Origin of the sequence: Variovorax flavidus, from assembly GCF_030317145.1 — a bacterium.
Lineage (GTDB): Bacteria > Pseudomonadota > Gammaproteobacteria > Burkholderiales > Burkholderiaceae_C > Variovorax > Variovorax flavidus.
Map to the genome: position 1 here is coordinate 357,404 of NZ_JASZYE010000003.1, position 12,370 is coordinate 369,773.

9 protein-coding genes are annotated in these 12,370 nt (G+C 65.6%); 6 read left to right on the forward strand and 3 right to left on the reverse strand.

Features of this window, described 5'->3' with window-relative positions:
• Nucleotides 1–16 precede the first annotated feature (16 nt).
• The 6 genes from QTH90_RS16915 (at nt 17) to QTH90_RS16940 (ending at nt 9,124) form a co-directional block, all read left to right on the forward strand.
• A complete protein-coding gene (locus QTH90_RS16915; protein ID WP_286665727.1) occupies nt 17–1,696 on the forward strand; it encodes a two-component system sensor histidine kinase NtrB in 1,680 nt (559 codons plus the stop codon).
• Nucleotides 1,697–1,700: 4 nt separating this feature from the next.
• On the forward strand, nt 1,701–3,221 hold the full coding sequence (locus QTH90_RS16920; protein WP_286665728.1) for a sigma-54-dependent transcriptional regulator: 1,521 nt from the start codon (nt 1,701–1,703) through the stop codon (nt 3,219–3,221).
• On the forward strand, nt 3,187–3,804 hold the full coding sequence (gene ampD / locus QTH90_RS16925) for a 1,6-anhydro-N-acetylmuramyl-L-alanine amidase AmpD (protein WP_286665729.1): 618 nt from the start codon (nt 3,187–3,189) through the stop codon (nt 3,802–3,804). Before QTH90_RS16920 ends, ampD begins: the two co-directional genes overlap by 35 nt.
• Nucleotides 3,805–4,151: 347 nt before the next feature.
• Complete coding sequence (locus tag QTH90_RS16930; protein ID WP_286665730.1) at nt 4,152–7,067, forward strand: ribonucleoside-diphosphate reductase subunit alpha; 2,916 nt, start codon at nt 4,152–4,154, stop codon at nt 7,065–7,067.
• Between the two features lie 150 nt (nt 7,068–7,217).
• A complete protein-coding gene (locus QTH90_RS16935; protein ID WP_286665731.1) occupies nt 7,218–8,456 on the forward strand; it encodes a ribonucleotide-diphosphate reductase subunit beta in 1,239 nt (412 codons plus the stop codon).
• 197 nt (nt 8,457–8,653) lie between these two features.
• The gene (locus tag QTH90_RS16940) at nt 8,654–9,124 is read left to right on the forward strand and encodes a histone H1-like DNA-binding protein (RefSeq protein WP_286666277.1); all 471 of its coding nucleotides are present in this window, start codon (nt 8,654–8,656) and stop codon (nt 9,122–9,124) included.
• A 67-nt stretch (nt 9,125–9,191) separates the two neighbouring features.
• Here QTH90_RS16940 and QTH90_RS16945 read toward each other — a convergent pair whose 3' ends face one another.
• From QTH90_RS16945 to prmA, 3 genes are read right to left on the reverse strand one after another with little or no spacing between them, the layout of a single operon-like run.
• Nucleotides 9,192–10,094 carry a carbohydrate kinase family protein gene (locus QTH90_RS16945; protein WP_286665732.1) on the reverse strand — a complete coding sequence of 301 codons (903 nt, stop codon included), beginning with the start codon at nt 10,092–10,094 and terminating at the stop codon, nt 9,192–9,194.
• A gap of 52 nt (nt 10,095–10,146) precedes the next feature.
• The gene (locus QTH90_RS16950; protein ID WP_286665733.1) at nt 10,147–11,412 is read right to left on the reverse strand and encodes a zinc-ribbon and DUF3426 domain-containing protein; all 1,266 of its coding nucleotides are present in this window, start codon (nt 11,410–11,412) and stop codon (nt 10,147–10,149) included.
• 44 nt (nt 11,413–11,456) lie between these two features.
• Nucleotides 11,457–12,341, reverse strand: a complete 885-nt coding sequence (gene prmA, locus QTH90_RS16955; protein ID WP_286665734.1) for a 50S ribosomal protein L11 methyltransferase — start codon at nt 12,339–12,341, stop codon at nt 11,457–11,459.
• Nucleotides 12,342–12,370 lie beyond the last annotated feature (29 nt).

Here is a 12,370-nt window from a genome sequence, read left to right on the forward strand (position 1 = left end):
CCTGGGGGCGACCCCAATGACCTGGGCGCGAAACGACCCGGCTACCGACTGGAGTTCGCTCGAGCACTTCAGCGGCGAGAGTACGGCGTTGCAGCGCCTGTGGCGTGGCTTCATGGCCGCGCGATGCTTTGTCGCAGCGGTGCTGCTGCTGTTGCAGGCCGTGGCCATGGTGCTCGGGCAGCCCTCGCAGCCGGCCGCCATTGCGCTGTCGGGCGGCTACCTGGTCGCGGCACTGCTGGCGGCGCGCTTTGCGCCATTCAAACCGATACGCGGTGTCGGCGGCGCGTGGCTCTCGACCATCGGGGTCGACCTCGTCACCTTCACGGCGCTGCAAATGCTGCAGGTCGGCAGCATCAACTACACGCCGCTGTTCGCACTGCCCGTCCTGATGGGGGCGGTGCTGGGCACGAGTGCGGTGGGCCTCGGCACCACAGCCGCAGCCACCTTGCTGCTGCTCGCCCATGCGACGTGGTACTGGCTGGAACAGCCCACCGACACCTCGCCCCGATTCGTCCAGGCAGCGCTGACCGGTACCGGGCTCTTCGTGGTGGCCTTGCTGGCGCACGAACTGGCGCGCCGGCTGACGCGCGAGGAAGCGGTGGCGGAGCGCAACCGCAGCGCCGCGCAAATGCATGCGCTGGTCAACGACCTCGTGATCGAGACGCTGAGCGAAGGCGTCCTGGTGATCGACGCCCAGGGCCAGGTGCATGCCGCCAATCCCGCTGCCGATGCCATCCTCGGCCAGGGGCTCGCGGAGCTCCCGCTGCCGATGGCGCTGAGCGCGCATCCCGCATGGGCTCCGCTCGCCGCGCTCGCACGCCAGACCTTCGCGCGGCGCACGCCCCAGTCGAAGGAAATCCCCGTCGCGCAGGCGCAGGGCGCAGCGCGCGAGGTCCGGGTGCGCACACGCCTCACACAGACGAGGGATCGCCACACCGAGAGCCTGTGCGTGATGTTCCTGCAGGATCTGCGCGAACTCGAAGCCCGCATCCGCACCGAGAAGCTGGCCGCCATGGGCCGCATGTCGGCAGCGGTCGCGCACGAGATCCGCAACCCGCTCGCCGCCATCACCCAGGCCAGCGCACTGCTCAGCGAAGACCTGGTCGACCCTGCGCACCGGCAGCTCACGACGATGGTCCAGCAGAACGCACAGCGGCTGTCGCGCATCGTCGACGACGTGCTCGATGTGGCGCGCGCGCGGCAACAGCGGGTACTGCCGCTCGGCGAGCAGGTCACCCTCGACCCGACCGTGCGCACGCTCGCGGAGGAGTGGGTGCAACACGCACAGCGGCAAGGCGTGCTGCTGGCGCTCGACGCGACCGGCAGCGACGTGCGCTTCGACGTCGAGCACCTGCGCCGCATCCTCGTGAACCTGCTCGACAACGCCGCGCGCTATGCCGGGGATCGCGACGGTTCGATCCAGATCACGACGCGCATCAACTCTGCCGGCCGGCCCTGCCTCCAGATCTGGAGCGACGGCGCGCCGCTCGAACCCGCGGTGCAGCGGCATCTGTTCGAGCCCTTCTTTTCTTCCGAAAGCCGATCGAGCGGCCTGGGCCTGTTCCTGTGCCGCGAGTTGTGCGAACGCCACGGCGCGACGATCGGCTACGAGCGCCGCGCGCTCTCGCCGGCGGGGCCGGAGGGCAACGAGTTCTTCGTGGCATTTGCCGCCGCCGAAAACCGACTGACACAATAGCGGCGTGAGCACCCTCAACCCGTCCGCACCGCGCCCCGCCCAGATCCTGGTCGTCGACGACGAACCCGACCTGCGCACGCTCTATGAACTCACGCTGCTCCGCGAGGGCTATCGCGTCGAAGCCGCTGGCAGTGTGTCGGAGGCGTGGCAGCACCTGGAGGCCGGCCGATTCGATGCCGTGATCACCGACATGCGCCTGCCCGACGGGCTCGGCATGGAGATCCTCCTGCGCATCCAGCAGGACCAGCGCGCCGAACGCTGCGTCGTGATGACGGCCTACGGATCGGCCGAGAACGCCGTCGAGGCGCTCAAGGCCGGCGCCTTCGACTACCTCACCAAGCCGGTCGACCTGAAGCAGTTCCGCTCGGTCGTGGCGTCCGCCGTGCAGGCGACGGCGCAGCCGGCCACGGCCAGGGCCATTCGCACGGCAGACGACGGCGGCAAGACGGCATCGGCGATCGGCGGCAGCGGCGTGGCCGCGCTCGAGCGGCTGGTGGGCGAATCCGAACCGATGCGCCTCGTCAAGGCGCGCATCGCCAAGGTGGCACGCGGCATGGCGCCGGTGCTGGTGCGCGGCGAATCCGGCACTGGCAAGGAACTGGTCGCACGCGCAGTGCATGCCTGCAGCCAGCGCAGCGACGGTCCGTTCGTCGCAGTCAATTGCGGCGCCATTCCCGAGAACCTTCTCGAGGCCGAGTTCTTCGGGGCGCGCAAGGGCTCCTACACCGGCTCCTCGCAGGATCGCGACGGCTACTTCCAGGCAGCGCGCGGCGGCACCTTGTTCCTCGACGAGATCGGCGACCTGCCGCTGGCGATGCAGTCCAAGCTGCTGCGCGCCATCCAGGAACGCAGCGTTCGCCCCATCGGGTCGACGCAGGAAGACTCGGTCGATGTCCGAATCGTGAGCGCCACGCACAAGGACCTGCACGCCGAGGTCCAGGCCAGCCGGTTCCGGCAGGATCTTTTCTACCGCCTCAACGTGATCGAGATTGCCGTGCCGGCCTTGCGCGAGCGTCGCGGCGACCTGCCGGCACTGTGCAATGCGCTGCTCGCACGCATCGCGCGCGACGCCGGCATGCCGGTGCCCACGCTGTCGGTCGATGTGCTGCAGCGCCTGTCCGAGCACCCGCTGCGCGGCAATGTCCGTGAACTGGAAAACCTGCTGCATCGCGCGGTCGCGTTGAGCGACGGCGACATGCTGCACCTCGATTTCGTCGACAGCGCGGTGATGCCTGCGGAACCCGTGCTGGCGGAGCCCGTGGTGCTCCCGGACACCGGACCGGCGACCGCGACCGCCCCCCCATTGCCCGCGCGCCAGACATCGGCGATGCCGAGCGACCTGCAGGGCTATCTCGATCAGCAGGAACGCCAGATCCTCATCCGCGCGCTGCAGGAAACCGGCTTCAACCGCACGGCGGCTGCGGCGCGACTCGGCTTGAGCCTTCGACAGATCCGCTATCGCATCGCGCGCCTGGGCATCGCGACGCCGAATGGCGACGACGGCAATGTCGGTGCCGATGAATGAGGCCGGTGCCGGGCTCTGGGAGTCCGGCTGGTACCGCTTCGCCCGTCAGCTGCGCTCCCCCAATTTCGGGCCACGGCCGGACGGCGCGCAGATCGACCTCATCGTCCTGCATTCGATCAGCCTGCCGCCCGGCCGCTACGGTGGCGACGAGGTGCAGCAGCTCTTCACGAATCGCCTCGACTGGGACGCGCATCCGTACTTCGCCACCATCCGCGGCCTGGAGGTCTCGGCGCACTTCTATATAAGACGCAACGGCGAACTGTGGCAGTTCGTGAGCTGCGACGACCGCGCGTGGCACGCCGGCGCATCGTCGTGGCGCGGCCGGGCGAACTGCAACGACGATTCCATCGGCATCGAGCTGGAAGGCCTGGAAGGCGAGCCCTTCGAAGGCGGGCAGTACGAAACCCTGGCCAGCCTGTGCCCGGCGCTCGCGCAGCGCTACGCGATCGCATTCATTGCCGGCCATGAGCACATTGCGCCGGGCCGCAAGGAAGACCCCGGCCCCGGCTTCGACTGGCCCGTTCTGCGCGAGGAACTCGGCTGGGATCCGGCGATGTTTCCTCCGGGCGTCGCAACACGCTGAAATTTTTCAATCGCGAAGCAACGGGCGATGTGTCCCGGATGCATCGCCGCGAACGATCCCTCCGGGCCACGCAAGCGCAGCAACCATGCGCTTTTCAGGCCCAAATCCCTCGGAAACCCCCGTGGATCGCGGACCCGGCTACCGTGGGGCACTGGTGATGCGGGAAAAATGTGCCTTCAGCGTTCACCAACAAAAATCACAGTCGTTGTAGATTGTCGAAAACACTATATCTAGTGGGTTGTAGACCCCATAGGCCCCAGATATAGTGTGCCCTGCCCGGCGCTTACCGCCCGGAACTATGGCCAGCACAGTACTGCCGCCCAACAAGAATTGCCAACGAGGATCGAATGCAAACAGCCCTGAACACCCCCTCCACTCCCCGCGCCGTACCCTCGACGCCGCAAAACCGCGACGTCGCCGGCTCGCCCGCCGGCAATGCGCTCGCCCACTACCAGATCATCCGCCGCAACGGCGCGGTCGTGCCCTTCGAGCCGAACAAGATCGCCATCGCGATGATGAAGGCCTTCCTCGCGGTGCACGGCACCCAGGGCGCGGCTTCCGCCAGCGTGCGCGAGACGGTCGACACCCTGACCCAGGGCGTGGTCCGCGCCATGGTCCGCTCGCGTCCGGGCGGCGGCACCTTCCACATCGAGGATGTGCAGGACCAGGTCGAACTCGGCCTGATGCGCGGCGGCCACCACGAGATCGCCCGTGCCTACGTGCTGTACCGCGAACGCCGCTCGCAAGAACGCACGAAACAGGGCGACACCGAATCGCAGGTGGCCGTCTCCACGCTCCACGTGCTGGACCGTGGCGAGCGCGTGGCGCTCGACCTGAACGAGCTCAAGGACCTGATCGAATCCGCCTGCACCGGACTGGGCAACAGCATCACCGCCGGCCCGATCGTGGCCGAGACGATGCGCAATCTCTACGACGGCGTTCCGCTCGACGAGGTCTACAAGGCCTCGATCCTCGCCGCCCGCACGCTGATCGAGAAGGACCCCGACTACACCTTCGCCACCGCACGCCTGCTGCTGCACACGATTTTCAAGGAAGTGATCGGCCGCGAAGTGCCACCGGCCGAACGGGCCCAGGCCTATGCCGACTACTTCCCGCAGTTCATCAAGAAGGGCGTCGACAACGAGTTGCTCGACGAGAAGCTGCTGCAGTTCGACCTGGCCCGCCTGGGCGCCGCGCTCAAGCCCGAGCGCGACATGCAGTTCGACTACCTCGGCCTGCAGACGCTCTACGACCGCTACTTCCTGCACGTTCGCAAGAGCCGCATCGAGCTGCCGCAAGCCTTCTTCATGCGCGTCGCGATGGGCCTCTCGCTCAACGAGATCGACCGCGAAGCCCGCGCGATCGAGTTCTATGAAGTGCTGTCCTCCTTCGACTTCATGTCGAGCACGCCCACCTTGTTCAACAGCGGCACGCTGCGCTCGCAGCTGTCGAGCTGCTACCTGACGACCGTGCCCGACGACCTCGACGGCATCTACGAGTCGATCAAGGAAAACGCACTGCTCTCCAAGTTCGCCGGCGGCCTGGGCAACGACTGGACGCGCGTGCGCGCCCTCGGCAGCCACATCAAGGGCACCAACGGCGAATCGCAAGGCGTCGTGCCTTTCCTCAAGGTGGTGAACGACACCGCCGTCGCGGTGAACCAGGGCGGCAAGCGCAAGGGCGCCGTCTGCACCTATCTGGAAAGCTGGCACCTCGACATCGAGGAGTTCCTGGAACTGCGCAAGAACACCGGCGACGACCGCCGCCGCACGCACGACATGAACACGGCGAACTGGATTCCCGACCTGTTCATGCGCCGCGTGATGGAAAACGGCAACTGGACGCTGTTCTCGCCTTCCAACGTGCCCGACCTGCACGACAAGTTCGGCGCCGACTTCGAAGCCGCCTACGTCGCCTATGAAGAAAAGGCCTCGCGCGGCGACCTCAAGCCGAGCCGCACGCTGCCGGCCACCGACCTGTGGCGCAAGATGCTCACGATGCTGTTCGAGACCGGGCATCCGTGGATCACCTTCAAGGACGCCTGCAACGTGCGCTCGCCCCAGCAGCACGCCGGCGTGGTTCACTCGTCGAACCTCTGCACCGAGATCACGCTCAACACCAGCGACACCGAAACCGCCGTCTGCAACCTCGGCTCGGTCAACCTGCTGCAGCACCTGAAGGACGGCAAGGTCGACCAGGAAAAGCTCAAGCGCACGATCTCGACCGCGATGCGCATGCTCGACAACGTGATCGACATCAACTACTACGCGGTCAAGAAGGCACGCGATTCGAACCTGCGCCATCGCCCGGTCGGCCTCGGCCTGATGGGCTTCCAGGACGCGCTGTATGAACTGCGCATCCCCTACGCCTCGCAGGAAGCCGTGCAGTTCGCCGACGAATCGATGGAAGCGATCTGCTACCACGCCTACTGGGCATCGACCGACCTGGCGCGCGAACGCGGCAAGTACTCGAGCTACAAGGGCTCGCTGTGGGACAAGGGCGTGCTGCCGCCCGACACGCTCGAACTGCTCGAGAAGGCACGCGGCGGCTACGTCGAAGTGGACCGCTCGGCCACGCTCGACTGGGACGCGCTGCGCCAGAAGATCAAGGCCGACGGCATGCGCAATTCGAACTGCGTCGCCATCGCTCCGACCGCGACCATCTCGAACATCATCGGTGTGGATGCCTCGATCGAGCCCTGCTTCGGCAACCTCTCGGTCAAGTCCAACCTCTCCGGCGAGTTCACCGTCATCAACCACTACCTGGTGCGCGACCTCAAGCGCCTGGGCCTGTGGGACGACGTGATGGTGATGGACCTGAAGCACTTCGACGGTTCGCTGCGCCCGATCGACCGCGTGCCGCAAGACGTGAAGGCGCTCTACGCCACCGCGTTCGAGATCGAGACCACGTGGCTCGTCGAGGCCGCTGCGCGTCGCCAGAAGTGGATCGACCAGGCACAGTCGCTCAACATCTACATGGCCGGCGCGTCAGGCAAGAAGCTCGACGACACCTACAAGCTCGCATGGCTGCGCGGCCTGAAGACCACCTACTACCTGCGCACGCAGAGCGCCACGCATGCCGAGAAGTCCACTGTTCAATCGGGTCGGCTCAATGCCGTGTCCTCGGGCGGCAGCGATGCATCGCAAGGCATGAGCGCACTCGAAGCCGCAGCGCGCGCAGCACAAGCGCAGATGAATGCGATCCCCGCCACCGACATCGCGTTCTGCGGCGTCGACGATCCGACGTGCGAAGCATGCCAATGATGTCGGCATGAAGTGGAGGTCGTTCGCGGCATTGCCTGACAAATTGCGATGCATGCGAACAACATAACGACAACATAATTGGAGCGCGATGTGAAGGAGCACTTTGCAACTCACATCGTTGCTCACATAATTTGAGCATTGGATTTTTCTATGTTGACCTGGGACGAAGAAGTCAAGCCCTCCTTGCCAAAGGATCTGCAACAAGGATTGCGGCACACATCGAACAGCGGCACGCAAGTCGGCCGCTCGACGGAGTTTCCGACTTCGCAAATTGCCTCCCCTCTTTCTTCCGCTTCGCCCATCGCGCGCACGCTCGATGACGGCGCAGCAGTGCGGCCCGCTCAAGCGGCAACGACCGTCGCGCCGGTGGCGCATCGCGTCAAGGCTGCCGACAAGCGCATCATCAACGGCCAGACCGACGTCAACCAGCTGGTGCCGTTCAAGTACAAGTGGGCCTGGGAAAAATACCTCGCCACCTGCGCCAACCACTGGATGCCGCAGGAAGTGAACATGACGCGCGACATCGCGCTCTGGAAAGACCCCAACGGCCTGACCGACGACGAGCGCCGCATCGTCAAGCGCAACCTCGGCTTCTTCGTGACCGCCGACTCGCTGGCCGCCAACAACATCGTGCTGGGCACCTACCGCCACATCACGGCGCCCGAATGCCGCCAGTTCCTGCTGCGCCAGGCCTTCGAGGAAGCGATCCACACGCACGCGTACCAGTACATCGTCGAATCGCTCGGCCTGGACGAGAGCGAGATCTTCAACGCCTACAACGAAGTGCCGTCGATCCGCGAGAAGGACCAGTTCCTGATCCCGTTCATCGACGCCATCAGCGACCCGAACTTCCACACCGGCACGCACGAGAACGACCAGACCCTGCTCAAGTCGCTGATCGTCTTCGCCTGCCTGATGGAGGGGCTCTTCTTCTACGTCGGCTTCACGCAGATCCTCGCGCTGGGCCGCCAGAACAAGATGACCGGCGCCGCCGAGCAGTACCAGTACATCCTGCGCGACGAGTCGATGCACTGCAATTTCGGCATCGACCTGATCAACCAGCTCAAGCTCGAGAACCCGCATCTGTGGACTGCGGAGTTCAAGGCCGAGATCAAGGCCCTCTTCATGCAGGCCGTCGAGCTCGAATACCGTTATGCCGAAGACACCATGCCACGCGGCGTGCTCGGCATGAACGCCTCCATGTTCAAGGGCTACCTGCGCTACATCGCCAACCGGCGCGCTCAGCAGATCGGCCTCGAAACGCTCTTCCCGAACGAGGAAAACCCGTTCCCCTGGATGAGCGAAATGATTGACCTGAAGAAGGAGCGCAACTTCTTCGAAACCCGCGTGATCGAGTACCAGTCGGGTGGTGCGCTCTCCTGGGATTGAATCGTTCCGACAAGAATAAAAGTGAATTCAAGAATAGTTCTCGCCGACGAAACGCGCCAAAGAGTGCGGCATCGGTGAGGGCACAGGTGTTCATGGTGCTGGGGCCTGCTCCAACGCCATGAATCGCTTCACGCTGACCAACATGCGTGGAGTGCTTCAAAAGGTTGATTTTTCAACTTGATCAAGGAGAAATAGAAATGGCAACTGCAAAGAAAGCGCCGGCTAAGAAAGCCGCTGCAAAGAAGGCCCCGGCGAAGAAGGCTCCGGCAAAGAAGGTCGCAGCCAAGAAGGCGCCGGCCAAGAAGGTCGTAGCGAAGAAGGCCCCGGCGAAGAAGGTTGCAGCCAAGAAGGTTGCCGCCAAGAAGGCCCCGGCAAAGAAGGCTCCTGCCAAGAAGGTAGCGGCCAAGAAGGCGCCGGCGAAGAAGGCTCCTGCCAAGAAGGCAGCAGCCAAGAAGGCGCCGGCGAAGAAGGCCGCCGCCAAGAAGGCTCCTGCGAAGAAGGCTGCGGCGAAGAAGCCCGCCGCCAAGAAAGCAGCGAAGAAGCCCGCTGCCAAGAAGGCTGCGAAGGCCCCCGCGAAGGCTGCCGTCGCCCCTGCCCCTGCTCCCGCAGCGCAGACCACGTTGAACCCTCAGGCAGCTTGGCCGTTCCCGACGGCCAGCAAGCCCTGAGACGCTCAGCGGCCTTGAAGGCAAAGCCCGGCACCGCAAGGTGCCGGGCTTTTTTACGCCCGTCTCGTCAGAGGCCGAGGGCCTTCAGGTCCACCTTGTAGTTCTGCGGACCGCGCTGCGCGATCTTGAGCGCGCCCAGTTGATTGCCCAGCGCGGCACAACGCGCGAGCGGCCAGCCCTGTTCCAGCCCGAACAGCAGCGCACCACGCCAAGCGTCGCCGCATCCGGTCGGTTCGACCACCGCCTCCGGCTTCACGGCCGGCACCTGCTCTCGCTCGCCGTTGATCCACACTTCGCAGCCTTCGGCCGCCAAGGTCACGACCAGGCCGCGCACGCGCTTCGAGATCTCGGCAAGGCTCCAGCCCGTACGCTGCGAGAGCATCTTTCCTTCGTAGTCGTTCACCACGACCCAGGTGGCCAGGTCGACGAAGTGCGCGAGTTCCTTGCCGTCGAACATCGGCAGGCCCTGGCCCGGATCGAACACGAACGGAATGCCGGCTGCCTTGAATTGCTCCGCGTGCTGCACCATCGCGTCGCGGCCATCCGGCGCCACGATGCCGAGCTTGATGTCTTCGCGCGCGGCAACCTGCGTGATGTGCGCCTGCTGCATCGCGCCCGGATGGAACGCGGTGATCTGGTTGTTGTCGCGGTCGTTCATGATCATCGCTTGCGCCGTGAAGGTGTCGCCCACCTGCCGCACGAACTCGGTGCTGATGCCCAGCGAACGCAGGCGCTCCAGGTAGTCGGCGCCATCGCTGCCGACCGTCGCCATCGGCAGTGCCGTGCCGCCGAGCGCATTGAGGCTGTAGGCAATGTTGCCCGCGCAGCCGCCGAAGTCGCGGCGCAGGCCGGGCACCAGGAAGGACACGTTGAGGATGTGCAACTGATCGGGAAGGATCTGGTCCGCGAACCGGCCCTCGAAAGTCATGATCGTGTCGAACGCGAGGGAACCGCAAATTACTGCTGCCATGGATGGACCTGTTGAACCGAGGGTTGGAAGAAGAGAGAAAGGCCGCCGACGCTCAGGGATAGAGCGTCTCGACACGAAAGCCCGCGACCGGCGGCATCGCTGCGGCCTCAGGCCCGGTGAGCTTGAGCGACAGCGAAGCCGCGCGTTCGGCACGCGCCGGCAAGATGGAGGGCGCGCCGAACTCGGAAGGCATCAGCACGCGCCGCACCACGGCCCGCTCCTGCGTGTCGAGCAGCGACAACTCGACGGCAGGCATGGCGAGCGGCACGTCGGCGGAATTGCGCAAGGTGAAGCTGAGGCGGAAGCCTTCGTCGCTCTTTTCGTGCGAGAAGGAGGCGCCGTCGACCTTGATGTCATTGATCTGGCGAAGCGCGGAGAGCTCGCAACCGAGCGCCCTGCACATCGACGCGATCGCCGGGCGCCATGACGGCTGGCGCGCGACGATCAGGTCGCGTTCGTGATACACGACCTGCCCAAGCAGAAGCAATGCGGCAAGGACGGCCACCGCGACCATCGAGCGCCGAACCGCGGGACGCTGCCAGAAGCCCTCCGATCCCGATGCGCCCATGAACGAAGGCGTACCGCGGACCGCCTCAGCCGCCGGGTCCGGCTCGCTGGCAGCCAGGACCACCGGCGCCACGTCGACCGAAGCGGCTTTCTGATCGCGGGCCTTGGCCTTGGCGATCTTTGCGGACTTGACGCGTGCACGGCGCAATGCCTTCTGCAACTGCGCATTGCTGACGTCGTCAGCGCTCGGCTCGCCCTCGGGGATGCTCGGAGGAGGCGCAGGCACTCGCGCCGGCAAGGACAGATCGATGTCCGGGAACGAAAGCGGCGGCGGCACGGGGGGTCGCACAGCGGTGCGACCTTCATCGTCGAGGTTCAGCAGATCCGCGTCAGGCCACGGCTCGTCGGCGACGACGCCTGCAAACGTCAGCGTGTTCGCCGCCGGTTTCGAAGGTGCGGGATCGGAAGCAGGCTCGTCTTTGGTCGCCCGCGCCGCTTCGTGTTCGTCGTCGAGAAAGTCGGCCTCTGCCGCCTCATCCGCGCGAACATCGACGTCTGACGAGGCTGTTGGCTCCGTCGCTTGCTCCCGCTCGACCGGCGGCTCGATCACCGGGCCGTCTGCCGCGGGCTTCGATGCAGGGACAGGAACAGATGGCGATGGTGCCGACCCGGGCGCCTCCCGAAGATCAAGGGTTGCATCAAACACCTGGCTGCAGCGGCCGCAGCGCACCCAGCCATCCGAGATGCGAAGCTGGTCCTTCACCACCTTGAAAGTGGTTTCGCAGGCGGGGCAGCGGGTCACCAGGCTCATGTGGCGCAGATTGTAGAAGCTGGTTGCGCGCAGCCCGACGCCCACTAGATCTTTGCAGTCATCAGGATCCAGCCGTCTTCACTGTCGCTCACCTCCAGCGAGGCGTACGGCGCGTAGGCGAGCTTCAGTTCGTCCGCCTGACGCTCGAGGATGCCCGCGAGCACCAGCGCGCCACCCGGAGCGACATAGTCGCAAAGCAGGGGCGCCAGCACCTTCAGCGGGGTCGCCAGGATGTTCGCGAGCACGACGTCGTAGCGTCCGTTCGCCGCGTCAGGCAGGCCGGCATTCAGTTGCACGCCGTTCGCCTCGGCATTGAGCCGCGTCGATTCCACGGCAGCGTCATCGATATCGACCGCATCGATCTCGCGCGCACCGAATTTCGCCGCGCCGATCGCCAGGATGCCGGAGCCACAACCGTAGTCCAGCACACGTTGGCCCATCGGACTGCCGCGCCGGGCGATCCACCGGAGGCACATGCGCGTGGTGGGATGCGTCCCGGTGCCGAACGCGAGGCCTGGATCCAAGCGGATGATCTGCCGCGCCTGCGCCGGCGGCTCATGCCATGTCGGCACGATCCAGAACTCGGGCGTGACCTCGACCGGCGCGAACTGCGACTGCGTCAATCGGACCCAGTCCTGTTCCGGCACGTCCGCCAGTCCCAGCACGCGGCAATCCGCAAAGAAGTCCTGCGCGGCCAGCAGGGATGCCGCTTCACGCGCAAGTTGCTCGGTCGAGAACAGCGCGATCACGCGCGACCGCTGCCAGCCCTCCTTCGGCGGTGGCATGCCCGGCTCGCCGAACAGCGCCTGCTCCGCATCGGTCTGCGCATCCGCATCCTCGACCGAAACGCTCAACGCATCGAGCGCGTCCAGCGCATCACTGACGGTTTCGACCAGTTCCTCAGGCGCCATCAGACGAAGTTCGAACATAGAAAACCTCTCTCAAATATCAACGCGCC

Coding starts and splice junctions, on each gene's coding strand:
- prmA (WP_286665734.1), bottom strand. CDS start 12,341: ATGTTCGAACTTCGTCTGATGGCGCCTGAGGAACTGGTCGAAACCGTC.
- QTH90_RS16945 (WP_286665732.1), bottom strand. CDS start 10,094: ATGGCAGCAGTAATTTGCGGTTCCCTCGCGTTCGACACGATCATGACT.
- QTH90_RS16930 (WP_286665730.1), top strand. CDS start 4,152: ATGCAAACAGCCCTGAACACCCCCTCCACTCCCCGCGCCGTACCCTCG.
- QTH90_RS16935 (WP_286665731.1), top strand. CDS start 7,218: ATGTTGACCTGGGACGAAGAAGTCAAGCCCTCCTTGCCAAAGGATCTG.
- QTH90_RS16915 (WP_286665727.1), top strand. CDS start 17: ATGACCTGGGCGCGAAACGACCCGGCTACCGACTGGAGTTCGCTCGAG.
- QTH90_RS16950 (WP_286665733.1), bottom strand. CDS start 11,412: ATGAGCCTGGTGACCCGCTGCCCCGCCTGCGAAACCACTTTCAAGGTG.
- QTH90_RS16940 (WP_286666277.1), top strand. CDS start 8,654: ATGGCAACTGCAAAGAAAGCGCCGGCTAAGAAAGCCGCTGCAAAGAAG.
- ampD (WP_286665729.1), top strand. CDS start 3,187: ATGGCGACGACGGCAATGTCGGTGCCGATGAATGAGGCCGGTGCCGGG.